Here is a 22,414-nt window from a genome sequence, read left to right as displayed (position 1 = left end):
GACGCGCCGCAGTGCCCGCTTACTCGCTGTCGAGGCGCCGCCGCGCCGTCGCCGTCAGCCGTTCGAACGCAAACGTGCTGGCCGCGAGCGCGGCGATGTCCGGATAGTGCTCGCGCGTGATGTCCGTCAATACCTGGCCCGGTGGCGCTTCAATCGACACGCGCGCGCCCATTTCCTCCATCACGGTGAGCGCGTCGAACCATCGCACGGTATAGCGCATATTGGTCGCGAGGTCGTCGCGAATCGCGTCGGCCGTATACAAAGGCCGGCCGCCGCGATTGCCGATATAGCCGCTGCGCGGCGCGTGAAAGGGAATCGAGCGGGCGTACGCCACGAGTTCGTCGGTCGCGTTGGCGAGCAATTCGCAATGCGACGGCACGCTCACCGCGAGGCGCGTCGCCTTGCGCGCGCCCGCCGCCAACGCGCGGCCAATGAAGCTGTCGAGTGCGGCATTCGCGCCCGCCATCACGATCTGGCGCGGCGCATTCACATTGCCGATATAGACGGGCGGCTCGCCTTCGTTGGCATGCTGCGCGGCGAGCGTCGCGAGTTCGTGTTCGCTCAAGCCCGACACCGCCGCGAGACCGTAGCCCGACGGATACGCGGCTTGCATCAATTCCGCGCGGCGGCGCACCATCTTCAGCGCATGAGGGAAATCGAGCGCGCCGCAGCTCACCGCCGCCGGATACGCGCCGACCGACAAGCCCGCGCTCATGTCCGGCATGAAACCTTCATCGGCGAGCGCGCGGGTGAGGGCGACGCCCGCGACGGTGAGGCCGCACTGCACGGCGACGGTCGAGCGCAATGCGTCGGGTGCATCGAGTGTGAGCACGTCTGCGCCGAGCAGGCTGGAGGCTTCGTCGAGCGTGGACTGCACGGCGGGGTGCTGCGGCAGACGGTGCAGAAAGCCGTCGGTCTGCGCGCCCTGGCCGGGGAAGATCAGCGCAAGCATGACGCGTCGGCCCATGGATCGACAATCAGTTGCGGGCCGCGCGCGTGGCGCGCCATCACGCGAGATTTCCCCGCGGCCCACTCGACGAGCGCGACGCCGCCTTCGGGCGTTTCGAGTTGCGCATCGACGCGGATGCCGGTTTCACGCGCGAGCGTTTGCAAATGGTCCAGTAACGAGGCAGCGAATTCACGCGTCAATCGATTCGGCATCCGAATCAATAGATCGAGATCGCTCGACTCCGTGACGGTTTCCACCTTCGTTGCGAGTTCAAAACCGGCGCTGCCTGTCGGACCCCATACGAATTCGTGCAAAGGGCTCCGTGCATTCTGCTGCAACGCGGCAAGCGCGATGAAAGCGGGCAACGCGCCACGCCTGGCAAGCGGTTGTCCGCGCGCCAACGCTTCCGGCGCGACAGCGTCAAGAATGTCCGCCGACGCCGCCCACGTGCCGTAGCGCTGGGAACGCCGCGCGCCACGCAGGCCAATCGCAACGTATTCCCGCGCGGCGAGTGCGCGCCGCACGACGGCACATGGCGCGCGCGCGAAGGCGTCGCGCACCCATGCCGGCTCGCCGTCGAAGGCAGGCAGCCGCTGCAAGCGCAGCAGATCATGCGGCCGCCAGCGCGCGTCGCACGACACGGCGGACTCGCGCACGAAGGGCGGCGCTGCGCAGACCTGCATCACAGGGCATCCCATTGTTCGGCGAGACGCCGCCGCACTTCGATCGACGCCGCGCGGTTCTTCTGTGCCTGCGCCGATTCCAGCCGGCGCGACAGATCGCGGCTCCCCGTGCGCGCGTCGCGAATCTGCTCGCACAGCACCTGCTGCACGCGCGCGATGTGCCCGGCGTTGGGCGCGTCCGCATCGACACCTTCGATCAGTTGATCGAGCAGCCCAAGCTTCGCAAACGAGGCCATCGAGTAAGACATCGGCACGATGGTTTCGCCGAGCGCGTCGAGCGCTTCGACCGTGCGGCGCGTCACGCGCGCGGCCGCTTCCTTACCCATCGCGTGCACCATCGTGCCGGGCGCGTCGAGCGCGACGATGCGGTTCGCCTGGTAGCCATGCGCGAGAAACGCGCCCGACATGGCGGGCCCGACGATCAGCGCAATCACCGGATGCCCGGCGTCGCGAGCCGACGCATAGGCATCGACGGCGGCGGCGCACGCAAGGTGAATGCCGAGCATTTCTTCGCGATAGCCGTAGGCCTGACTTTTCACATCGACGATCGCGACGATCGGGCGGCGCGTGCCGCTCGCCGCGTCTTGCGCGATGGCTTCGCGCACGGTTTGCGCAAGCCGCCAGCCTTGTTCGAGTCCGACCACGTTGTCGGTCGCGCGTGGAAAGCGGTTGGCCGGATCGGGCACGACCGTGATGAAGCGCGCGCGCTCGCCGCCGAGCGGCGCGTCGCCGCTCCACACGGGCGCCGCGCTGTCGGGTTCTCCGGCGAGCGCGCGGAACCAGCGCGCGCCGCGGCTCAATGACGTGTCGCTCATGCTTGCTCCTTGCGCGGCTGGATTGGCGTGGACTGCGCGGCATAGACCTCGCGCATGCTGTGCGGCGTGACGCTCGCGGGATCGATCCGCGCGAGCCTTTGCAAGAACGTCTCGACCTGTTCGCTGCGATGCGCGGCGGGCACGCCCGCGCGAAACGCGTCATGCACGGCGGCGCGCACGGCGTCGGCGTCGTCGTCGACGAGTTGATCGGCCAGCGCCGCCGCCACGCGTTGTTCGCCGCCGATCAGTTGCCAAACGCGGCGCCGGTCGCTGGCGTCGAGTTCGTCGATGCCCGCTTCCTGCTCGATCACTTCCGGCCCGTTCATGCCAAGCCGTCCTTGCCGCGTCACGACGAGGTACGAGCACAGCGCCGCCGCGAGCGACATGCCGCCGAAGCAGCCGACCATGCCCGCGATCACGCCGACCACCGGCACATGCCGGCGCAGCGCGACGATGGCCGCCTGAATTTCGGCGATCACGGCGAGGCCGAGGTTGGCTTCCTGAAGCCGCACACCGCCGGTTTCGAACAGCACGACCGGGCGCACGATCTGGCCGCGCTCGCAATCGCGCAACGCCAGTTCGAGCGCCGCGGCGATCTTGCTGCCCGACACTTCGCCGATGCTGCCGCCCTGGAACGCGGATTCGATTGCGGCGATCACGGCGGGCTGGCCGTCGATCGTGCCGCGCGCGATCACGCAGCCGTCGTCCGCCTGGCACACGACGCCTTGTAGCGGCAGCCACGGAGACTCGATCCTGTCGAACGGGCCGAGCAATTCGCGGAAGCTGCCCGCATCGAGCAGCGAGCGGGCGCGCTCGCGCGCGGGCAATTCAATGAAACTGTCGCGCAGCAGCGGCGCGCTATGCATGCTCGCGGCCGTGCTCATGCGGCGTCTCCCTGCTCGGCGGCTTCCACCGCCTCCGCGAGACGCAACGCGACGACGCCCGGCGTCGCGCCGAAGTCGTTGATTTCGATGTGCGCGGCGCCGTCGTAGCGCGTGAAAAAGCGGTCGAGCACGCTTTTCCAGATGTGGCTGTAGCCGTCCACGCTGGTGCGCACGACGACATGCGCGGCGAGCGCGTTGGCGTTATCAGCGGGCGATAGCAGCACTTCCAGATCGCTCGAACCCACCACGCCGACATGCGCGCGGGTCGTGACGGCGCGTTGCGCCGGATAGTCGAAGGTCAGATGTTCCATGTGGCTCAGCTCCCGCTGGCGTCGTGATGCGCCAGCATGTCGAGAAAGAGAGTGGCGGCGAGGAGATCGGCTGCGCCGCCGGGCGATGCGTTGAGCGACAGCAGTTCGTGTTCGAGCGCGGCGAGCGCGGCCTGGCCCTCGCGCGTCGAAGTTCCGCCGGCCTCCAGCACGCGCCGCGCGCCGTGGCGGCCCGCCTGCAAGCCCGCCAGACCCGCGCGATGCAACAGGCAGGTGTCGTCGAGCGAGGCCATGATCGAGAGTAGCGCGTCGATGCGCGCGGCATTTTCGTCGATGCCGCGCGCGCGCGCCGCGAGCAGTGCGGGCAAGCCGATTCCGTTCACATGCGGAAAGCCTTCTTGCGCTTCGCGCCGCGCGCCGCCGACCTGATAGCGTCGGCGCGCGCGTTCGCCGTGACTGTCGGCCTGCGCCGCGAAACGGTCGGGGAAGCACGCGATCTGCGCCGCGCGTCGACAAATGGTCGATGCATCGGGCCGGGCCGCGGCATCGGGCAACGACGCGCCCGCGACCAGCAGCCCGACGATCCAGATCGCGCCGCGATGCGCGTTGCTGCCGCCCGTGGCGCGCAGCATATCCTGCTCGCCCGCGCGGCCGATCTGCGCGAGTTCGGTGCGCAACAGCGCGGACGGTTCGCCGCGGCGGCGCGCCGCGCGCGCGAGCGCGGCGAAGGTCGGTTCGAGCGCACGCGCGGAGCGCAGCATGATCGGCAGATCGAGGTCGCGATGCGCGCCGCTGCCGCGCCGGTCCACGAGCGCGGGCTTGGGCGTGAGTTCGGCTTCTTCGATCAGCGCGGTGACGGCGTAGCGGGCGAGTTGCGCGGCATCGGGCAACGCGAGCGGGCGCTTTGTGAACTGCGTATCGGGCGGTTCTTCGCGGGCGAGCAAAGCAGTTGCCGCGCGCATTACCAGCTCCTGAAACGAGCCGGAGGCGCATACAAACCGCCCGACCACGTGACGAGGTCGTCGATGCTGCGCGCCGCCAGCAGCGAGCGCTTCGCTTCGCCGCGCCGGATGCCCAGATCTTCCGGATACGCGACGATGCCGCGCCGGCGCAACTCCGCCGTCTTCTCCGGCTTCGCGCGCAAACCGATCGGCGTCACGCCGGCGACGGCGGCAATCGCCGCGCGCCGTTCGTCGATGCCCTCGGCCTTGTGCACATGCGCGATGCCTTCCTCCGTCACCACATGGCTCACGTCGTCGCCGTAAATCATGACGGGCGCGACCGGCATGCCGTTTTTCGCGCCGACCGCGACCGCATCGAGTTCATCGACGAAAGTCGGCTCGCCGCCTTTCTTGTAGGTTTCGGCCAGTTGCACGACGAGTTTCTGGCCGCGCGACACCGGGCCCGTGTCCTTCAGCAGCTTGAGCCACGCTTCGCTCGAATGACGCCGGCCGCGCGGGTCGTGGCCCATGTTCGGCGCGCCGCCGAAGCCGGCGAGACGCCCGCGCGTCACCGTCGACGAATTGGCGTCCGCGTCGATCTGCAACGTCGAGCCGATAAAAAGGTCCACGCCGTATTGCCCCGCCAGCTGGCACAGCACGCGGTTCGAGCGCAGGCTGCCGTCGTTGCCGGTGAAGAACACGTCCGGACGCGCCTCGATATACGCCTCCATGCCCACTTCGCTGCCGAAGCAATGAATGCTGTCGACCCAGCCGGATTCGATGGCGGGAATCATCGTGGGATGCGGGTTGAGCGTCCAGTTGCGGCAGATCTTGCCCTTCAGGCCGAGCGACTCGCCGTAAGTGGGCAGCAGCAATTCGATCGCCGCGGTATCGAAGCCGATGCCGTGATTCAGCGAAGTGACGCCGTACGGCTCGTAGATGCCGCGGATCACCATCATCGCGGTCAGCACCTGGAGATCGCCGATATGGCGCGGATCGCGCGTGAAAAGCGGCTCGACGGCGAACGGGCGGTCCGCCTGCACGACCACGTCGACCCACGAACCGGGAATGTCCACGCGCGGCAGTTCGTCGACGATCTCGTTGACCTGCACGATCACGATGCCATGCCGGAACGCGGCGGCTTCGGCGATGGTCGGCGTGTCTTCGGTATTTGGGCCGGTGTAGAGATTGCCGTGGCGGTCGGCCTTTTCCGCGCAGAGCAGCGCGACGTGCGGCGTCAGGTCCACGAACATGCGCGCATAAAGTTCGACGTATGTATAAATGGCGCCGATTTCCAGTTGCCCGTCTTCGAGCAGTTGCGCGACCCGCAGGCTCTGCGGCCCGGCAAACGAAAAGTCGACTTTATGCGCGATGCCGCGCTCGAACAGCGTCAGATGCTCAGGCCGGCTGATGCTCGAAATGAGCAGATGCACGTCGTGAAGTTTCTGCGGGTCCGCTTTGGCGAGCGAGCGCGACAGGAAGTCGGCCTGCTTCTGATTGTCGCCTTCGAGGGCGACACGCTCGCCTGGCTGGATCAGCGTTTCGAGCGCATCGACAATGCGGTGTGGCGGCAGCACGCCGTCTTCGAGCCAGGGCGCAATGGCCGCGAGGCGGCGGTTCTTTTCGTCGCGGCGCGTGGTCCACGAACGCGCGGCGGATGACGCTTCGGCGGGTCGGTTCATCGGCTCAATCAACTCCCGGTGGTGATGCGCGGAGGTCGGCCGCGCGGCTTGGGTCGGTTCGCGAGCGCGGCTTCCGCCTGCGCGCGTTCGGTCAGAAAACGGTGCAGCAGCTCGCCCGTGCCGAGCAGGTGCGCGACGACGAGCGCCTGCGCGGCCGGCACGTCGCGGCGGCGCACGGCATCGAGCAATTCGGTGTGTTCATGGTCGGACTCGCCTTTATACGACGGCAAGCCGAACTTCAGACGCAAGTAGCGCTCGCCGCGCCGATGCAGCACGCCGATCAGATCTTCCAGTTGCGGACGCGCAGCCGGCGCGTACAGGCTCATGTGAAACGCGGCATTGCGCGCGACATAGAGCGACGGGTCCGGCTCGCGCTCGGCGGCACGATGCAGCGCGGCGGATTCGCGCAGCGTGGCGGCCGTGTGTCGGGGAATGGCGAGCCCGATGGCGAGACTTTCCAGCGCCGAACGGATCTCGTAGATTTCGCGCGCTTCATCCGCCGACAAGGGCGCAACCGTCGCGCCTTTGTGCACGGCGACCTTTGCCCAGCCTTCGGTTTCAAGCAGGCGCAGCGCCTCGCGAACCGGAATCGCGCTGACCGAGAAATGCCGCGCGATCGCGTCCTGGCGCAGCGGTGCGCCAGGCGCCAGCGTGCCGTCGATGATCGCCTCGCGCAGCGCTTCCGCAATCACGCGGGACGTGCTCTCGCGCGGCGCGGCAGCCGGAAGAAGCGGGCCGCGTGCCGGGGCGTCCAGGGGAAAACCATCTGTTGCGTCGTTCATAAGTTCAAATATTATATATAAAAAGACGCGAATTAAAGGGCGGGCAAACCCGGAAATTTCCTCCGCTTCCGTGCCGGATCTCTCCTGAGTCTCTGCCGGATTCCCGCCGGTGCCAGCCGTTTCTGCAAGCGGCAAGCCGCCATCAACCAGCGCGCTCATCTCGTCGTTTCATGTCCCCGTTGTTTCCGTCCAGTCACGTAGGCAAACCGTAGGAGAAGCATGATGAGTTCAGTTACCGACCGCACGTCGGTCGCACGGCGTCGCACGCCGTTGAATCGTTCGCAGATAGCGGGTTTCTGGGGTGCGTGGGCCGGCTGGACCCTCGACGGCATGGACTCGTTCATCTACGCGCTGGTGCTCACGCCCGCGCTGGCCGAGTTGCTGCCGCGCTCGGGTTACGAGGCCACGCCGGCCAATATCGGGCTCGCCGGTTCGATTCTGTTCGCGCTCTTCCTGGTCGGCTGGGGCATGTCGTTCATCTGGGGGCCGCTTGCCGACCGCTTCGGACGAACCAAAGTGCTCGCCGGCACCATCTTCACGTTCGCCATCTTCACCGGACTTTCCGCGACCTCGCACAACGTGTGGGAACTCGGCATCTATCGCTTCATTGCCGGCGTGGGCATTGGCGGCGAATGGGCGCTGGCCGGCACCTACGTGGCGGAAGCGTGGCCGGAAGACCGGCGCAAGATGGGCGCCGGCTATCTGCAAACCGGCTATTACGCGGGGTTCTTTCTCGCGGCGGCGCTCAATTACACGGTCGGCGTGCACTTCGGCTGGCGCGCGATGTTCCTGACGGGCGCGGTGCCGGTCGTCGTCGCGATTCTGATCTTGCTGCGCGTGAAGGAGTCCGAGAAATGGCAGCGGGCCGACGCGCGCGCCGAACGCGCGAAGCCGTTGCGCGAAATCATGGGGCCGGCGTATCGGCGGCGCACATGGGTCGCGTGCATTCTGTTGACGATCGCCATCATCGGCCTGTGGGCCGGCGCGGTGTACGAGCCGTCGGCGGTGATTCAGCTCGCGGCCAAGGCCGGCATGGCGAAGAACGACTCGATCCGGATGGCGTCGCTTGCCACGGGGCTGTTGTCCATCGGCACGATTCTCGGCTGTCTCGCGCTGCCGCCGCTCGCTGAGCGCATCGGCCGCCGCAAGACGCTCGCGTTCTACTTCGCGGGGATGGCGGTGGCGATCATCGGCAGTTTCGGCTGGGCGTTCTATTTGCCGAACGGGCTCGCGCCGTTTATCGCGTGGCTGTTCGTGCTGGGTTTTTTCGGCGGCAATTTCGCGCTCTTCAGCTTGTGGCTGCCCGAGCAGTTCGAAACCCGTGTCCGTGCGACGGCGTTTGCATTCTGCACGTCGTTCGGACGCTTCGTCGGCGCGGGCGTGAATTTTCTGCTTGGCGCGGCGGTTCTTCATATGCACACGCTTGGCCTGCCGGTGGCGCTGACGGCGCTTGCCTTCATCGCCGGGTTGTTCGTGATTCCGTTCGCGCCGGAGACGAAGGGCGAAGTGCTGCCGCAGTAGGCCTGGCAGGGCTTGCCCGAGGGTTGGCCATTCGGCTGACTGGCGCGCGCGGACGCAACGAGGCATCCTGTCGATCCGTTAGACGACGTATTCCTCCGCTGTTCCGGGTTGGTTGTTCTGTACGGTGAGCTGTACAATGATTCTCGTGGCTCAGGTGTCGTTTATCTGGGCCGCGGTTGAGTTGACAGCCTCGCCGCACAGGCAATCCGAATGGCGGCGAAAGCGTCCCTAACTTTTGACAGGAGCGGCCCGAGGGCAACCTCTCAGGCCGAACGACCCATGAACGTCCTTACTTACAGCGAGGCGCGCGCCGGCTTCAAGCAAGCAATGGATGACGTTTGCCGCGACCACACGCCCATGCTCATCACGAGACAGAGCGGCGAGAATGTCGTCATGGTTTCGCTCGAAGATTTCAACGCGATGCAGGAGACCTTGTATCTGTTGAGTTCGTCGAAGAATGCCCAGCGGCTCGCGAAATCCATTGCCCAGTTGAACGCAGGCGGTGCGACTGCGCGCGAACTGCTGACCGATGAACCACCACAAAAGACGCAACGAGGAGGCCGCAAAGGCTGACAGCATTTTTATGTTTACCGACGAAGCCTGGGACGACTATCTACATTGGCAGGAATGCGATCGCAAGGTCGTCCAAAAAATCAACACGTTGCTGGAGGAATGCCGGCGCGATCCATTTTCCGGCAGCGGCAAGCCGCAGCCGCTGGCCGGCAGCCTGAGCGGCTTCTGGTCGCGCCGCATCACGCTGGCGGATCGGCTCGTGTATTTGCCTAAAGCCGGAAAGATCTTCGTGATTGCCTGCCGCTTTCACTACGACCCATGAGCGATCGGGGCGGCCGCGGCCGGAATCACTCCGCGTGGCGCCGCGCCCGTCCGCCGCGAAGCAGCAGTGAAAAAAGCGGCCAGCCGAGATTGACGCCCAGGCTCGCCATCACGATCAACGCCATGCCTGCGAGCTGCGGCAGCGAAAGCGCGCGGCCGTACACGAGCGCATCCACGGCAATGGCGGTGAGCGGGTAGACGAACAACAGCACGGCGATGATCGGTGTGGTGAGCTTCGGCAGCGCGCCGTAAATCAGCACATACGAGAGCCCTGTGTGCAGGATGCCCATGCCGATCACCCAGAACCACTGCATCGGGCTCATATGCGCCGCGCTGAGTGGCTCGATGAATGGCGCGATCAACGGCAGGCACACCACGCCGACCGCGCATTGCGCGAGCGTCAGCAGATGAGGCCGCAAATCGCCGAGCCCTTTGGCGATCAGCGTGACGCTTGCATAGAGCACCGACCCCGCCAACGCTTCGCCTATCCCGATCAGATAGCGGGTATGGCCTTGCAGATTCTCCGTGGCCACCACGCCGGACGCGAGCACGAGCCCGACGAAGGCGGTCGCGATCCAGCCGAGCCGGTCCGCGCCGAGCCGTTCGTTGAAAAGCGCCGCGCCGATCAGCACGACCCAGAACGGCTGCACGTGAAACACCACGGTCGCGACCGCAATGCTCGTGCGATGAATCGCATCGAAAAAGCCGACCCATTGCGTCACCATCAGCACGCCCGAAATCAACGCAAGCACGAGCGTGCGCCGCGTGAAATGCGCGCGCGTGAAGAAGCCTTTCCATGCGCAGTACGCGGCCAGCGAGAGAAAGCCGAACAGACAGCGGAAGAACACCAGGGTCAGCGCACCGAGCCGCGCTTCCTCGACGAAGATGCCGATCGTGCCCATCAGAAGCCCGCCGCTCGCCAGCGTGATGGCGCCGTGTTGACGTGGGGTGAGGGACATGCGAGGTGATCTCCGTAACGTGATGCCTCGAATTTTGCGCGGCTTGCATGGCACGCGCAAACGAATTAAATTGAGAAATTCCATAAGCGGAATTGATAAATCATGCACCCCGATTTCGACGTCGACCTGCTGCGCACTTTCGTTGCGGTCGTGGACACGGGCAGTTTCACGAAGGCATCGGCGAATGTGCACCGCTCGCAGGCCGCGGTCAGCATGCAGATCAAGCGGCTCGAAACCATGCTCGGCGCCACGCTGTTCGCGCGCAACACACGCAATCTGTCGCTCACGCGGCCCGGCAATACGCTGCTCGAATATGCGCGTCGCGTCTTGGCCTTGCATGAGGAAGCGTGGTCGGCCATCGTGCGGCCCGAAGTGACGGGACGCGTGGTGCTCGGCGCACCGGACGACTACGTGTCGTCGTTGTTGTCGCCGGTGTTGCGGCGCTTTTCGAATCTGTATCCGCACGTCGAAATTGAAATTGTCTGCGCGCAAAGCACGTCGCTCGCGCCCATGCTCGCCGACAACAAGATCGATCTGGCCTTCGTCACGCGCGACCGCAAACTGCGCGGCGAATTCGTACGCAGCGAGCCGATGGTGTGGGTGGGCGCGTCTGTCGACACGCCGGTGCTGGCGGCCTCGCCGTTACCCGTGGGACTCTACGAGCCCGGCTGCGTGGCGCGCCAGCACACGCTCGCCGCGCTCGACGGCGCGCGCGTCCGTTATCGCGCGGCCTTCAGCAGTGCGAGCCTGATGGGTCTCGTGGCAACGGTGGACGCGGGATTGTCGGTGGTGGCGCTCACGCGTTGCAGCGTGCCGCCGCGGCTCGCCGTGCTCGGCGAAGCGCAGGGACTGCCGAAGATCGAGCCGCTGGAAATCGTGGTGGCGCGCAGTGCGAAATCGGACCGTCCCACCTGCGATTATCTGGCCGCGCAAATGATGCAGGATCTGTCGCTGCGCGGGCAGCCGCGCGGGTTGTCGGCTGCCTCGTGAGGCGGCGCATCGGCGCTTGCCTGCGCTGATTTGCAGGGTTGCGTCAGAACGCGATGTTGGTCCGCACGCCGATCACGAACGTATTGCGAAGCGGCCTGGCCGGGTCGTTCGGGTTCTGACCGGCGCCCGCATTGAACGTGTATTGCGCGTCGGCTTGCAGCATCCACCATGGCGTGACCTGATATTGATAGGTCGCTTCGAGCGCAGTTTCGCTGCTGCGCACGCCGTACGGGCCGCCGCTCGACGCCAGGTAATCCTGATCAAGTCCGCGCGCGTGGCTGCCAACCTTGATGTAGGTCAGCGCGAGGCCCGCGCTGTCGTTGTCGCGGCCCGCGAACGGCGCTTTCAGCACGACGCCGAGATTGGCCGCGAGGCTCACCAGGTTGCGATCCCCCGGCGCGCCCATCACGCGCGCAAATACGCCGAGGCTGCGTGCCTCGTTCGGGTTCGGACGCCAGATCGTCTGGTCGGCCACGGCGTAGAAGCTGTAGTCGCCGCGATGGTTCGCGCCCACGCCGGTCGACGAAGCACTCGCGAGCGATACGCCGTTGCTGTCGTAACGCTGATCCGCGAAACGGCCGTTGTTGTACCAGACGCCGATCTTGTATGTGCCCGGCAGACCGCCGTGGTCGGCACCAGCCGCACTAGCCGTATCGCCGTCGGCCGGCTGATTGACCGCATACTGCAATTCGCCGATGAACAGCGTGCCGTTATGCAGGTTGAAGTTCGTGCCGCTCCGGTTGTTCGGATTATTGCCGAGGGGGTCGCCGTCGAACACACCGGCAAGCGCCGTCAACGAAGGCGCGAACTGGCCGCGCACGCGCACGCCGAGCGCCGACAGCGGATACGCCGGGCCGCCCGACGGCATGTCGTACGAGGGCAGCGCGGGCCAGCCGAACATCGTGTTGATGAATAACGCCGAGTTCGTGCTGGTGATGAACTCCTGGTCGATGCTTTGCTGACCGACCTTCACGTCGACGCGTTTGTCGAGGAACGACTGCTGATACCACAGCTCCCACAGACGAGTCGCGTCCTGAGCTTCGATGCCGCTCGCCGTATTCAAGGTGCCGAGCTTGTCACTGCTGAGATTGCGCCCGTGGATCTGCAAGGCGCTCACGTTGAACTGGCCGCCGGGCAAGCCGAACGCTTTTTCCGTATCGAGTTGCACGGTCGCGGTGGTCAAGCCGTCGTACGCGACGCCGCGCGCGAGACCGCCGCGCAGATTGCCGAGCAGTTCGCTGGTTTCGGTGAGCGTGAATGTCGCGCCGTATTTGCCGAGCCACGGGCGCAGGCCGCCCATGTCGCCGAGCATCTGCGGACGGTTCCAGAAGCCTGTCGGCTCGCCCGCAGGCGCGTTGCTTGCGTCGGCGCGGGTGCCGGTTGCTTCGCTCGCGGCATCGGGAGCAGCCTGAGCCATGGCCGCCGATGAAGCCGAAGCCCACGCGAACGCGGTGCATAGCACGGCACGCCGGAGCGGCAGCGAGTGTGAACGCGCAGTCGCGGCGCGGCGGATGGAGGAGGCGACCTTCATCAAGAGCCTTGTCGGTGTTGTATCGAGACTGTTTCGATGGGTTGGACCGATTCGCGCGCATCGCGGCGTTAAATGGCTCATTAAGTGGCCCTTTAAGTGGCTCTTTAAGTGGCTCTTTAACGGGCGCATGCCGGCATCGGTTCGCGGAAGCGGCGAGGCTTGCGCGATCGTACCGACGCGCCCTGGACGCGTCAACGACACGGAACGATGCGTGAGGGCAAGAGCACCGGGAGCCGGGCGGCGCGCGGATATTCGACGAATTCATGCGAACGCGTCGCGCTGCCGGCTGTCGAACCGCACACGTTTTCCGCAGCCTTTTACAAGGAGTTAGATTATGAAGAAGCGCATCCTCTTGATTTCGTTGCTGGCGAGCGCGGGCCTGTTCGCGAGCGGCGTCTCTCATGCACAGCTGAATCTGAAGCAGTTCGGCATCGGCGGCGGAGATAGTTCGGCGGATGCTGGCGGCGCGGCGTCGTCGGGCGGCGTCTCGCAGTTGCTGCAAACTTATGTGGGCGCGAATCAGCAGGTGCTGAGCGGCCAGTCGAGCCTTGCTTCCGCGATGGGTATGAGCAGCGCCGCCGGCCAGGCGAAGCAGGCGGCCGGCCTGCTCGCCGGCGGCACGCCGTCGGTCAGTCAGTTGACGCAGGTGGGCAGCACGCAGCAGTCGCTGTCGCAAACGCTCACGCAGGCATTCGCGAGCCGTGCCGGCGGCGCGGCGGGCGCATCGCAAACGCCGGTCAACAAGCAGGCCTTTACCGACGGCCTGTCCTCGCTCGGTAAAGGCGTGAGTCAATATTCGAGCTTGCAGTCGGGACTCGGCAGCATCGGACAGATGAATCCTTCCTCGCTGTTGCAGGCCGGCATGAATCCGCAGACGGCGCAAAGCGCGTCGTATATCGCGCAATCGGCGCCGGGCCAGTTGCAATCGCTAATGTCCACGCTCAGTTCCGCGGTACAGTTTGCAACCAGCAATGGAATCAGCGTGCCGTCTATTGCGAAGTCGGCACTCGGAGGCGGGCAGTAACAGCCGCGCAAACCCCACGGGACCCTGCCGATGTCACACATCCTGAATCTGGACAACTACTTCAAACGCATTGGCTATGACGGCCCGCGCGCGCCGACGCTGGAGGTGCTGCGGGCAATCCACCGGTTGCATCCGCGCGCCATTCCGTTCGAGAACCTCGATCCGCTGACGTGCCGCGCGGTGAAGCTCGACCTCGAATCCATCGAGACAAAGCTCGTCGGCGATCATCGGGGCGGCTACTGTTTCGAGCAGAACACGCTGCTCGCGAATGTGCTGAAGGAGTTGGGCTTCAGCGTGACGCCGTTGATCGGGCGCGTGCTGTGGGGCCGCGAACCGGGCGCCATGCCGCCGCGCACGCACATGGTATTGCGTGTCGATATCGACAACGAAGCATGGATCGCCGATGTCGGTTTCGGCAGCGTCACGTTGACGTCGCCGCTGCGCCTCGCGCCGGGGCTCGCGCAAGCCACGGAACTCGGCGTGTTCCGTCTCGCGGACGCATCGCACAACGCGCTTGATCTGGAGGTGCAGGCACGCGAGGAAACCTGGTCGCGCGTCTATCGTTTCGATCTGCATCCGGTGGAATGGATCGACTACGAAACGTCGAACTGGTACACGTCCACGTCGCCGGATGCGATCTTCGCGAGCCATCTGATCGTGTGCCGCGTGTTGCCCGAAACGCGGCTCACGCTGCTCGACGATCAGTTGAACGAACGCGCGGCGGACGGCAGCGTGGTCGGCGAACAGCGTCTTGCGAGCGCCGAAGCACTCGCCGCGTGTCTGCGCGAGCGCTTCGGCCTCGATACCGGCGACGTCGATATCGCCGGCGTATTCAAGCGCGTGCGCACGCAAACGGATTCAGCCTGAGCGGCCACGGCCATGATCGCGCGCCTCGTCGTGCAAACCGTGCTGTGGCTCGCGAGCATGGGCGTGCTGCTGTTCGGCGCGGCCGGCACGCTCGCGTGGCCGGCCGCGTGGTGGTATGTGATCGAGCTGGGCGCGCTGAGCTTGTGGATCGGCGTGTGGCTCGCGCGCCATGATCCGGACCTGCTCGCCGAGCGCCTCGCGCCGCCCATGCAGAAGCAGCAAAGCGGCTGGGACCGGCACTTCATGATGGGCGTCGCGCTCGTGTGGTGCGCGTGGCTCATCGTGATGGGCCTCGACGCCGTGCGCTTTCGCTGGTCCGCGCCGCTGCCCGTCGCGCTGACGAGCCTCGGTTCGCTGTGCGTGTTCCTCTGCATCTTCATGTGCCGCTTCGTGTTCCAGGCCAACAGTTTTGCCGCGCCGGTCGTGAAGATTCAAACGAGCCGTGGGCATAAGGTGATCGACAGCGGTCCTTACGCGCGCGTGCGTCATCCGATGTATGCGGCGGCGCTGTTGTTCTTCGTCGGCACGCCTTTGCTGCTCGGTTCCTGGTGGGGACTCGCGTTCGTGCCTGTCATGGCGGGCGGCCTCGGCTGGCGCGCGGTGCGCGAGGAACGCGTGCTGGCCGCCGCGCTCGACGGCTATCCGGACTACATGAAGCGCGTGCGTTTTCGTTTCGTTCCGTTCATCTGGTAGCGCACGGTCGCGGCGCATCTTCGCCTCCCGGCTCTCAACCTGTCTAGACAAAACCCATCAGGCCGACGCATCTTATTTGCGATATGGCGTGCGCCCGTTGGCTCGACAAGCGCCCGCAGAGCCTTGTCCTGCCGAATTATCTAGGGGCTTACCCGATGATTCCGGCCAATTTGCGCGAATCCGCTTGCGACGGCTTTTTGTCTCATGCAGACTTGTCTATACAAATTCGGCGGCAGCGAAAAGCGCGCTTCGCATCCAGTCGCATCCCGTTGCATCCCTCCGCATTCAGTTCGACGGTTTCCCAATCAAAGGAGTTTCGACGTGAAAGTGAAACGCACCACGGCAGCAAAAGCATTGATCGGCGCCGTGCTCGGCGCAGCGGCGGTCCTCGCGGCGCCGGCGCAGGCGAAAGACTGGAAGACGGTGACGATCGCGCTCGAAGGCGGCTACGCGCCGTGGAACCTGACCTTGCCCGGCGGCAAGCTGGGCGGCTTCGAGCCCGAACTGGTCGCCAATCTGTGCGAGCGCATCAAGCTGCAATGCAACCTGGTTGCGCAAGACTGGGACGGCATGATTCCGGGCCTGCAAGCGGGCAAGTTCGACGTGCTGATGGACGCCATCTCGATCACGCCCGAACGCGAAAAGATCATCGCGTTCTCGAAGCCGTATGCGGCCACGCCCGCCACCTTTGCCGTGTCCGACACGAAAGTGCTGCCGAAGGCCGCGCCCGGCGCGGGCGTCGTCAAACTGTCGGGCGATCCGAAAGCCGATCAGCCGACCGTCGACGCCTTGCGCAAGCAGTTGAAGGGCAAGACCATCGGCATCCAGTCGGGCACGGTGTACACGAAGTTCATCAACGAAGGCTTCAAGGACGTTGCCACGATCCGCGTCTACAAGACTTCGCCGGAGCGCGATCTCGATCTCGCGAACGGCCGCATCGACGCATCGTTCGACGACGTGACGTACTACGCCGCGAACATCGACAAGAAGGAAACGGCGTCGATCTCGATGGCCGGTCCGAAGATCGGCGGCCCGATCTGGGGGCCGGGCGAGGGCCTCGCGTTCCGCAAGCAGGACGCCGACCTGAGGGCGAAGTTCGACACCGCGATCAGCGCCGCGCTCGCCGACGGCACCGTGAAGAAGCTATCCGCCAAGTGGTTCAAGACCGACGTCACGCCCTGATTCACGAGACGTCGCAGGAAGGCGGCATGCGCAAGCTCGCACTCGCGCATGCCGCCCGTTCGATCCGCCGTCACGAATGAGAGGTAGAGAATGGCTCTGATAGAGATGCTCGGCTTCGGGCCGGAAGGCTGGGGCGGCGTGCTGCTGCTCGCGGCGTTGATGACCGTCGCGCTCACGCTCGCGGCGCTCGCGGTCGGCGCGCTGTTCGGCGCGCTCGTCGCGGCGGCCAAGCTGTCGCGCTCGCGCACGCTGCGCGTGATCGGCGATACCTACACGACGGTGTTTCGCGGCGTGCCCGAACTGCTCGTCATCTATCTGTTTTACTTCGGCGGCTCGACACTCGTGACGACCGTCGGCCAGTGGTTCGGCGCCGAGGGCTTTGTCGGCGTGCCGCCGTTCGTGATCGGCGCGCTGGCCGTCGGCATGATTTCGGGCGCGTATCAGGCCGAGGTGTATCGCTCCGCGGTGCTCGCCGTGTCGCGCGGCGAACTGGAAGCGGCGCGTTCCATCGGCATGCCGACTCTGACCATGGCGCGGCGCATTCTGATTCCGCAAGTGCTGCGCTTCGCGTTGCCCGGCATCGGCAACGTATGGCAACTGAGCCTGAAGGATTCCGCGCTGATCTCGGTCACGGGTCTCGCCGAACTGCTGCGCACGAGTCAGGTGGCGGCGGGCTCCACGCATCAGTACTTCACGTTCTTCGTGGTCGGCGGCGCGCTTTATCTGCTCATGACCAGCATCTCGAACCGGGTCTTCAACCACGCCGAAGCACGCGTGGGCCGGTCCTTCAAGCGCAACTTCGCGCGCAACTGACGGAAACGGCATCATGAATTTCGACTTCGACTTTCTGCTCGACACGATGAGGCAACTGCTCGCTGCCGTGCCGATCACGCTCGGGCTTTTCTTCTGTTCGCTGATTCTCGGCGGTCTGTTGTCGCTCGTGATCGTCACGATGCGCGTGTCGCCGCATTGGCTGCCGAACCGCTTCGCACGCGCCTACATCCTCGTGTTTCGCGGCTCGCCATTGCTGATCCAGATGTTCCTCGTGTACTACGGCATGGGCCAGTTCGGCGTGATACGCGAGAGTTTTCTGTGGCCTGTGCTGCGCGAGCCGTATATGTGCGCGGTGTTATCGCTCGCGCTCTGCACGGCCGGCTATACCGCCGAAATCATTCGCGGCGGCTTGATGGCCGTGCCCGTCGGCCAGATCGAAGCGGGCTATTCGATCGGCCTCTCGGGCTTCGCGCTGCTGCGCCGCGTGATCGGCCCGATTGCGTTGCGCCAGTGTCTGCCGGCGTATTCGACCGAAGCCGTGCTGCTCGTCAAATCCACCGCGCTCGCCAGTCTCGTCACCGTGTGGGAAGTGACCGGCGTCGCGCAGCAGATCATTCAGCAAACGTACCGCACGACGGAAGTGTTCGTTTGCGCCGCGCTGATCTATCTGTTCCTGAACTTCATTATCGTGCGCGCGCTCGGTCTGCTCGAAGCGCGTCTGTCGCGGCATCTGCGGGCGGCGCCCCGGCAGTCCGCGCCGAGCCGCCCGGTGTCGGCCACGACCGAAGCACGCCGCGCCGCGCCCTGAACGGCCGGCCATTCCGGATGAACCTGGAGAATTCCATGAACGCTACGGCACCCGTTGCACTGTCGGTCAAGAACATTCACAAATCGTTCGGCGATCATCACGTGCTCAAAGGCATTTCGCTCGACGCCCATCAAGGCGACGTGATCTCGATTCTCGGCGCGAGCGGCTCGGGCAAGAGCACCTTTCTGCGCTGCCTGAACCTGCTCGAAACACCGGACGACGGCTCCGTCGCGCTCGCCGGCGAGGAGCTGAAAATGAAACGCCGCAGCGACGGCAAGCTGCAACCGGGCGACCGCCGTCAGGTGGATCGCGTGCGCTCGCAACTCGGCATGGTGTTCCAGAACTTCAATCTCTGGTCGCACATGACCGTGCTCGAAAACCTGATCGAAGGGCCGATGCGCGTGCAGAAGCGCAGCCGCGCCGAGTCGGTTGAAGAAGCCGAGGCGCTGCTCGCGAAAGTCGGTCTCGCGGAAAAACGCGGCCACTATCCGGCGCATCTGTCAGGCGGTCAGCAACAGCGCGTGGCGATTGCGCGCGCGTTGGCCATGCATCCGAAGGTCATGCTGTTCGACGAACCCACGTCGGCGCTCGACCCCGAACTCGTCGGCGAAGTGTTGCGCGTGATGCGCTCGCTCGCCGAGGAAGGCCGCACGATGCTGGTGGTCACGCACGAAATGGGCTTCGCGCGCCACGTGTCGAACCGCGTGATGTTCCTGCATCAAGGACAGGTCGAAGCCGACGGCACGCCAGACGAAGTGTTCGTCGACTGCAAGTCCGAGCGCTTCCGGCAATTCGTGTCGAGTCACCAGGACCGCACGACGCACTGAACGGCGCCGCGCCAACGCGCCGCCGCCTCATTTCACGTTACTTATCGCGCAGAGCACCATCATGGCCGTGATCCGTTCCGATCGTCCTCTCGACTGGGTTCAGGTGGCGGCGGTCGCCGCCGGCGAGCCGCTCGAACTTTCCGCCGACGCCCGCGCGCGCATTGCGGCGGCGCGTGTGCTCGTCGAGCAGATCGTCGAGCGCGGCATTCGCGCGTATGGCGTGAATACCGGCGTGGGCGCGCTGTGCGATGTCGTGGTGTCGCCGACAGAACAGCGCACGCTGTCGCGCAACATTCTGATGAGTCACGCGGTGGGCGTCGGCGCGCCGCTCGGTGTCGCCGAGACGCGCGCGATCATGGCCGCGGCGGTCAACAATTTCGCGCATGGGCACTCGGGTATTCGTCTCGAAGTCGCCGATCAACTGGTGGCCCTGCTCAACGCCGATTGCCTGCCCGAAGTGCCGGCGTTCGGATCGGTCGGTTATCTGAGCCATATGGCGCACATCGCGCTGGTGTGCATCGGCGAGGGACATGTGCGCTATCGCGGCGAGCGCCTGAAGGGCGGCGACGCGTTGCGCAGGCTCGGCCGCGAGCCGCTCGTGCTCGAAGCGAAGGAAGGGCTGAGTCTCATCAACGGGACGCCTTGTGTGACGGGACTTGCGGCGCTGGCGCTGGCGCGCGCGGTGCGTCTGCTCGATTGGACCGACGTCGTCGCGGCGATGAGCTTCGAGAATCTGCGCGGCCAGCTTGCCGCATTCGACGAAGACTCGCTCGCGTTGCGCATTTCGCCGGGATTGAACCTGGTCGGCGAACGCATGCGCAGCGCGCTCGCGGACAGCGGCATTCTCGCGGCGGTGGTCGGCCAGCGCACGCAAGATCCGCTGTCCATGCGCACCATTCCGCACGTGCACGGCGCCGCGCGCGACGTGCTCGCCGCGACCGCCGAGGTGGTGAATCGCGAACTCGCTTCGATCACCGACAACCCGATCGTCGCCGGCACGCCGGAAGCGCCGCGCGTGTATTCGCAGGCGCACGCGGTGGGCGCGTCGATCGCGCTTGCCATGGACAGTCTCGCCACCGCGATGGCCCAGGTCGCCGCGATGGCCGAGCGGCGGCTCGACCGTCTCGTCAATCCGCTCGTGAGCGGCTTGCCCGCGTTTCTCGCGGAGCCGGGCGGCACGTGCTCGGGCTTCATGATCGCGCAGTACACGGCGGCTTCGCTCGTCGCGCAGAACCGCCGTCTCGCGTTGCCCGCGAGTCTCGACGGCGGCATCACGTCGGGCTTGCAGGAAGACCACCTGTGCCACGCGACCCCCGCTGCGCTGAAGGCGCTGGAGATTGTCGATAACGCGGGGCGCATTGTCGCCATCGAATTGCTCGCCGCGGCGCAGGCCTACGATCTGCAAGCCACCGACGCGCCGCGCGCGCCGCATACGCAGTCGCTGTGGCGGCGCGTTCGGCGGATCGTGCCGACTTATCGCGACGATCGTCCGCTTGCCGACGACATGAGCGTGGCGTTTCGCATGATCGCGGGTGAAGCGCCTCCGCCGTTGCCGAGCCCTGGTAAGATGACGCCGGGCAGCGTCACGGCGAGCGGCGGCGCGCAAACCGGCGCGGGCGCGTCGTTGGCGAGCCTCGCGGCTGTCGGCCCTGTCGGCGATTGCGCGAGCAACTTCGCGGCGGCCGCGAACAGCGCGCTCGGCGCGCCCGGCGCGTTCGGTGCCGACAGCGCGCCGGCCTCCGCTCACATTGCCTGATGGAGCGCTACCCGCAACCCACCCACGAGGTCGGAGTGAACACAATTACAAATACGCAGAAGCAGGAGCAGGAACAGGGGCAAGCAGGCACGCCCGACGCCAGGCCGGATGACCGCGCGGCCTGCAAGGACACACCGGCGAAGGCCATGCCGGCCTATGAGCAGATCAAGCGCTATGTGATCCGGCGCATTAGCGAAGGCGACTGGAAGCCGGGCGGCCTGATTCCGTCCGAAGCGGAACTGGTGAAGGAATTCGGCGTCGCGCGCATGACCGTGTCGCGCGCGCTGCGTGAATTGACGGCTGAGCGTGTGCTGACGCGTGTGCAGGGTTCGGGAACCTTCGTCGCGCCGCAGCGGTATGAATCGACGGTGCTGGAAATTCGCAATATCGCCGACGAAATCGCCGCGCGCGGGCATCGGCATTCGGCGCGCGTGCTCACGCTCGAACCGAGCGACGACCCAAGGGCGCTCGAAGCGCTCGGTCTCACGAGCGGCCCTGCGTTTCACTCGTGCATCGTGCATAGCGAGGAGGGCGAGCCGATCCAGTACGAGGACCGCTACGTCAATCCCAAGGTGTTCCCCGAGTATCTGAAGCAGGACTTCACGGTCGAAACACCGAATCACTACATGGTGCGTCTCGCGCCGATCCAGCGCGCCGAGTTTCGCATCTACGCGCAGAAGCCGGACGCGTCCGTGCGGCGTCATCTGCTGATGGAAATCGGCGAGCCGTGTTTGCAGCTCTGGCGCCGTACGTGGGTGGGCGATGACGTCGCGACTTCCGTGCAGTTGTGGCACCCGGCGTCGCGCTTTCACCTGGCGGGGAATGTCTGATCAGCCCTGCCGTTGCGACATATCCGGTGAAAAGCGGCAGCCGAGCCGGTAACGCGAGCCGGGGTGCACGAAGCGCGCGAACGTCACCGCCACGCCGCTTGTCCATGTGCGGCGCACGAGCGTGAGGCACGGCTCTTCGGCGCGAATTTCGAGCAGTTCGGCTTCGGCCTGAGTGGGCAGTCCCGCATCGACGATATGCTCGACGTCGTGCGCGGGCACCCTTTCGAACAGATACTCCGACGGCCTGATTGCCGCGAAATCCTGCTGCAGGAAATCCGGCGCAATAGCGGGATTGACGTAGCGGTCTTCCAGTTGCACGGGCAAGCCATTTTCCCGATGCACGCAGATCACATGAAAAACGGACGCGCCGGGCGCGAGCCCCAACGCGTTCGACACCACCACGGAAGCCGTCTCGCGCTGCAAAAGCAGCGTACGGTAGCTGTATTCGTGGCCGCGCGAGCGGATCTCGTCGCCGATATGCGCGATCATCAGCAGCGTGGATTGCGGCCTGGCTTGCGCGACGAAGGTGCCGACACCCGATACGCGCGTGACGAGCCCTTCGTGCGCCAGCTCGCGCAACGCGCGATTGACCGTCATGCGCGACACGCCGAGCGTCGCGACAAGATCGAGTTCCGAGGGCAGGCGTTCGCCCGCCTGACGCGCGCCCGATTCGATGATGCCGCGAATATGATGCTTGACCTGCTCGTAGCGCGCGGCCGGCGCCTGCGCTGCCGGCGTCGTGGCGGCCAGCGGCTTGTCGTGACGCTTGCCGCGAAGCATGGAGGACATGGCCCGCCTCCGCATCACGGCCCG

24 protein-coding genes are annotated in these 22,414 nt (G+C 65.8%); 13 read left to right on the top strand and 11 right to left on the bottom strand.

The window, feature by feature from the left end; genetic code table 11:
* Positions 1–19: 19 nt before the first annotated feature.
* From mdcH to VOM14_RS24560, 8 genes are read right to left on the bottom strand one after another with little or no spacing between them, the layout of a single operon-like run.
* Positions 20–952 (bottom strand): malonate decarboxylase subunit epsilon, encoded by a 933-nt coding sequence (mdcH, locus tag VOM14_RS24595; RefSeq protein WP_327631380.1) that lies wholly within the window; start codon positions 950–952, stop codon positions 20–22.
* Entirely contained in the window at positions 940–1,632 is a 693-nt protein-coding gene (locus tag VOM14_RS24590) for a malonate decarboxylase holo-ACP synthase (RefSeq protein ID WP_327631358.1), read from the bottom strand. The genes mdcH and VOM14_RS24590 overlap by 13 nt, the downstream gene beginning before the upstream one ends.
* Complete coding sequence (gene mdcE / locus VOM14_RS24585) at positions 1,632–2,447, bottom strand: biotin-independent malonate decarboxylase subunit gamma (protein WP_327631357.1); 816 nt, start codon at positions 2,445–2,447, stop codon at positions 1,632–1,634. The genes VOM14_RS24590 and mdcE overlap by 1 nt, the downstream gene beginning before the upstream one ends.
* Positions 2,444–3,331 (bottom strand): biotin-independent malonate decarboxylase subunit beta, encoded by an 888-nt coding sequence (locus tag VOM14_RS24580; RefSeq protein ID WP_327631356.1) that lies wholly within the window; start codon positions 3,329–3,331, stop codon positions 2,444–2,446. The genes mdcE and VOM14_RS24580 overlap by 4 nt, the downstream gene beginning before the upstream one ends.
* The gene (locus VOM14_RS24575; protein WP_327631355.1) at positions 3,328–3,642 is read right to left on the bottom strand and encodes a malonate decarboxylase subunit delta; all 315 of its coding nucleotides are present in this window, start codon (positions 3,640–3,642) and stop codon (positions 3,328–3,330) included. The genes VOM14_RS24580 and VOM14_RS24575 overlap by 4 nt, the downstream gene beginning before the upstream one ends.
* A 5-nt stretch (positions 3,643–3,647) precedes the next feature.
* Positions 3,648–4,562: a triphosphoribosyl-dephospho-CoA synthase gene (locus VOM14_RS24570; RefSeq protein WP_327631354.1), complete on the bottom strand. Its 915-nt coding sequence runs from the start codon at positions 4,560–4,562 to the stop codon at positions 3,648–3,650.
* A complete protein-coding gene (mdcA, locus tag VOM14_RS24565; RefSeq protein ID WP_327631353.1) occupies positions 4,562–6,223 on the bottom strand; it encodes a malonate decarboxylase subunit alpha in 1,662 nt (553 codons plus the stop codon). Before mdcA ends, VOM14_RS24570 begins: the two co-directional genes overlap by 1 nt.
* Positions 6,224–6,231: 8 nt before the next feature.
* Complete coding sequence (locus VOM14_RS24560; RefSeq protein ID WP_327631352.1) at positions 6,232–7,005, bottom strand: GntR family transcriptional regulator; 774 nt, start codon at positions 7,003–7,005, stop codon at positions 6,232–6,234.
* A gap of 222 nt (positions 7,006–7,227) precedes the next feature.
* On the opposite strand from VOM14_RS24560, the gene VOM14_RS24555 reads away from it, so the two are divergent.
* The 3 genes from VOM14_RS24555 (at position 7,228) to VOM14_RS24545 (ending at position 9,361) form a co-directional block, all read left to right on the top strand.
* Positions 7,228–8,526, top strand: coding sequence for an MFS transporter (locus tag VOM14_RS24555; protein WP_327631379.1), 1,299 nt, complete (start codon positions 7,228–7,230; stop codon positions 8,524–8,526).
* A gap of 279 nt (positions 8,527–8,805) precedes the next feature.
* Positions 8,806–9,099, top strand: a complete 294-nt coding sequence (locus tag VOM14_RS24550) for a type II toxin-antitoxin system Phd/YefM family antitoxin (protein WP_327631351.1) — start codon at positions 8,806–8,808, stop codon at positions 9,097–9,099.
* A gap of 10 nt (positions 9,100–9,109) precedes the next feature.
* Positions 9,110–9,361, top strand: a complete 252-nt coding sequence (locus VOM14_RS24545; RefSeq protein ID WP_327631378.1) for a Txe/YoeB family addiction module toxin — start codon at positions 9,110–9,112, stop codon at positions 9,359–9,361.
* 25 nt (positions 9,362–9,386) lie between these two features.
* Here the strand turns inward: VOM14_RS24545 and VOM14_RS24540 are convergent, their stop codons facing one another.
* Positions 9,387–10,319, bottom strand: a complete 933-nt coding sequence (locus VOM14_RS24540) for a DMT family transporter (RefSeq protein ID WP_327631350.1) — start codon at positions 10,317–10,319, stop codon at positions 9,387–9,389.
* A gap of 102 nt (positions 10,320–10,421) precedes the next feature.
* Between VOM14_RS24540 and VOM14_RS24535 the strand changes: the two genes are divergently transcribed.
* Complete coding sequence (locus VOM14_RS24535) at positions 10,422–11,309, top strand: LysR substrate-binding domain-containing protein (RefSeq protein WP_327631349.1); 888 nt, start codon at positions 10,422–10,424, stop codon at positions 11,307–11,309.
* A 43-nt stretch (positions 11,310–11,352) separates the two neighbouring features.
* On the opposite strand, the gene VOM14_RS24530 is transcribed toward VOM14_RS24535, so the two are convergent.
* Complete coding sequence (locus VOM14_RS24530) at positions 11,353–12,840, bottom strand: carbohydrate porin (RefSeq protein WP_327631348.1); 1,488 nt, start codon at positions 12,838–12,840, stop codon at positions 11,353–11,355.
* 334 nt (positions 12,841–13,174) lie between these two features.
* On the opposite strand from VOM14_RS24530, the gene VOM14_RS24525 reads away from it, so the two are divergent.
* From VOM14_RS24525 to hutC (VOM14_RS24485), 9 genes are all read left to right on the top strand, one after another.
* Complete coding sequence (locus VOM14_RS24525) at positions 13,175–13,864, top strand: hypothetical protein (protein ID WP_327631347.1); 690 nt, start codon at positions 13,175–13,177, stop codon at positions 13,862–13,864.
* A gap of 30 nt (positions 13,865–13,894) precedes the next feature.
* The gene (locus VOM14_RS24520) at positions 13,895–14,731 is read left to right on the top strand and encodes an arylamine N-acetyltransferase family protein (RefSeq protein WP_327631346.1); all 837 of its coding nucleotides are present in this window, start codon (positions 13,895–13,897) and stop codon (positions 14,729–14,731) included.
* A gap of 12 nt (positions 14,732–14,743) precedes the next feature.
* Entirely contained in the window at positions 14,744–15,424 is a 681-nt protein-coding gene (locus VOM14_RS24515) for a methyltransferase family protein (protein ID WP_327631345.1), read from the top strand.
* A gap of 321 nt (positions 15,425–15,745) precedes the next feature.
* Complete coding sequence (locus tag VOM14_RS24510; RefSeq protein WP_327631344.1) at positions 15,746–16,606, top strand: transporter substrate-binding domain-containing protein; 861 nt, start codon at positions 15,746–15,748, stop codon at positions 16,604–16,606.
* 90 nt (positions 16,607–16,696) lie between these two features.
* Positions 16,697–17,419, top strand: a complete 723-nt coding sequence (locus VOM14_RS24505; protein ID WP_327631343.1) for an ABC transporter permease — start codon at positions 16,697–16,699, stop codon at positions 17,417–17,419.
* A gap of 13 nt (positions 17,420–17,432) precedes the next feature.
* Positions 17,433–18,188 carry an ABC transporter permease gene (locus VOM14_RS24500; protein WP_327631342.1) on the top strand — a complete coding sequence of 252 codons (756 nt, stop codon included), beginning with the start codon at positions 17,433–17,435 and terminating at the stop codon, positions 18,186–18,188.
* Positions 18,189–18,223: 35 nt separating this feature from the next.
* On the top strand, positions 18,224–19,015 hold the full coding sequence (locus VOM14_RS24495) for an ABC transporter ATP-binding protein (protein ID WP_327631341.1): 792 nt from the start codon (positions 18,224–18,226) through the stop codon (positions 19,013–19,015).
* A gap of 61 nt (positions 19,016–19,076) precedes the next feature.
* Positions 19,077–20,771 (top strand): HAL/PAL/TAL family ammonia-lyase, encoded by a 1,695-nt coding sequence (locus VOM14_RS24490; protein WP_327631340.1) that lies wholly within the window; start codon positions 19,077–19,079, stop codon positions 20,769–20,771.
* 146 nt (positions 20,772–20,917) lie between these two features.
* The gene (hutC, locus tag VOM14_RS24485; RefSeq protein WP_327631377.1) at positions 20,918–21,601 is read left to right on the top strand and encodes a histidine utilization repressor; all 684 of its coding nucleotides are present in this window, start codon (positions 20,918–20,920) and stop codon (positions 21,599–21,601) included.
* Here hutC (VOM14_RS24485) and hutC (VOM14_RS24480) read toward each other — a convergent pair whose 3' ends face one another.
* Positions 21,602–22,390, bottom strand: a complete 789-nt coding sequence (hutC, locus tag VOM14_RS24480; RefSeq protein ID WP_327631339.1) for a histidine utilization repressor — start codon at positions 22,388–22,390, stop codon at positions 21,602–21,604.
* Positions 22,391–22,414: the final 24 nt, after the last annotated feature.

Source organism: Paraburkholderia sp. MPAMCS5, assembly GCF_036016995.1.
Taxonomy (GTDB): Bacteria; Pseudomonadota; Gammaproteobacteria; order Burkholderiales; family Burkholderiaceae; genus Paraburkholderia.
This window is presented reverse-complemented; position numbering and strand designations above follow the sequence as displayed.

Excerpts from the sequence above, each read along its gene's own strand:
- mdcH (WP_327631380.1), bottom strand. The coding sequence starts at position 952 with ATGCTTGCGCTGATCTTCCCCGGCCAGGGCGCGCAGACCGACGGCTTT.
- VOM14_RS24590 (WP_327631358.1), bottom strand. The coding sequence starts at position 1,632 with ATGCAGGTCTGCGCAGCGCCGCCCTTCGTGCGCGAGTCCGCCGTGTCG.
- mdcE (WP_327631357.1), bottom strand. The coding sequence starts at position 2,447 with ATGAGCGACACGTCATTGAGCCGCGGCGCGCGCTGGTTCCGCGCGCTC.
- VOM14_RS24580 (WP_327631356.1), bottom strand. The coding sequence starts at position 3,331 with ATGAGCACGGCCGCGAGCATGCATAGCGCGCCGCTGCTGCGCGACAGT.
- VOM14_RS24575 (WP_327631355.1), bottom strand. The coding sequence starts at position 3,642 with ATGGAACATCTGACCTTCGACTATCCGGCGCAACGCGCCGTCACGACC.
- VOM14_RS24570 (WP_327631354.1), bottom strand. The coding sequence starts at position 4,562 with ATGCGCGCGGCAACTGCTTTGCTCGCCCGCGAAGAACCGCCCGATACG.
- mdcA (WP_327631353.1), bottom strand. The coding sequence starts at position 6,223 with ATGAACCGACCCGCCGAAGCGTCATCCGCCGCGCGTTCGTGGACCACG.
- VOM14_RS24560 (WP_327631352.1), bottom strand. The coding sequence starts at position 7,005 with ATGAACGACGCAACAGATGGTTTTCCCCTGGACGCCCCGGCACGCGGC.
- VOM14_RS24555 (WP_327631379.1), top strand. The coding sequence starts at position 7,228 with ATGAGTTCAGTTACCGACCGCACGTCGGTCGCACGGCGTCGCACGCCG.
- VOM14_RS24550 (WP_327631351.1), top strand. The coding sequence starts at position 8,806 with ATGAACGTCCTTACTTACAGCGAGGCGCGCGCCGGCTTCAAGCAAGCA.
- VOM14_RS24545 (WP_327631378.1), top strand. The coding sequence starts at position 9,110 with ATGTTTACCGACGAAGCCTGGGACGACTATCTACATTGGCAGGAATGC.
- VOM14_RS24540 (WP_327631350.1), bottom strand. The coding sequence starts at position 10,319 with ATGTCCCTCACCCCACGTCAACACGGCGCCATCACGCTGGCGAGCGGC.
- VOM14_RS24535 (WP_327631349.1), top strand. The coding sequence starts at position 10,422 with ATGCACCCCGATTTCGACGTCGACCTGCTGCGCACTTTCGTTGCGGTC.
- VOM14_RS24530 (WP_327631348.1), bottom strand. The coding sequence starts at position 12,840 with ATGAAGGTCGCCTCCTCCATCCGCCGCGCCGCGACTGCGCGTTCACAC.
- VOM14_RS24525 (WP_327631347.1), top strand. The coding sequence starts at position 13,175 with ATGAAGAAGCGCATCCTCTTGATTTCGTTGCTGGCGAGCGCGGGCCTG.
- VOM14_RS24520 (WP_327631346.1), top strand. The coding sequence starts at position 13,895 with ATGTCACACATCCTGAATCTGGACAACTACTTCAAACGCATTGGCTAT.
- VOM14_RS24515 (WP_327631345.1), top strand. The coding sequence starts at position 14,744 with ATGATCGCGCGCCTCGTCGTGCAAACCGTGCTGTGGCTCGCGAGCATG.
- VOM14_RS24505 (WP_327631343.1), top strand. The coding sequence starts at position 16,697 with ATGGCTCTGATAGAGATGCTCGGCTTCGGGCCGGAAGGCTGGGGCGGC.
- VOM14_RS24500 (WP_327631342.1), top strand. The coding sequence starts at position 17,433 with ATGAATTTCGACTTCGACTTTCTGCTCGACACGATGAGGCAACTGCTC.
- VOM14_RS24495 (WP_327631341.1), top strand. The coding sequence starts at position 18,224 with ATGAACGCTACGGCACCCGTTGCACTGTCGGTCAAGAACATTCACAAA.
- VOM14_RS24490 (WP_327631340.1), top strand. The coding sequence starts at position 19,077 with ATGGCCGTGATCCGTTCCGATCGTCCTCTCGACTGGGTTCAGGTGGCG.
- hutC (WP_327631377.1), top strand. The coding sequence starts at position 20,918 with ATGCCGGCCTATGAGCAGATCAAGCGCTATGTGATCCGGCGCATTAGC.
- hutC (WP_327631339.1), bottom strand. The coding sequence starts at position 22,390 with ATGTCCTCCATGCTTCGCGGCAAGCGTCACGACAAGCCGCTGGCCGCC.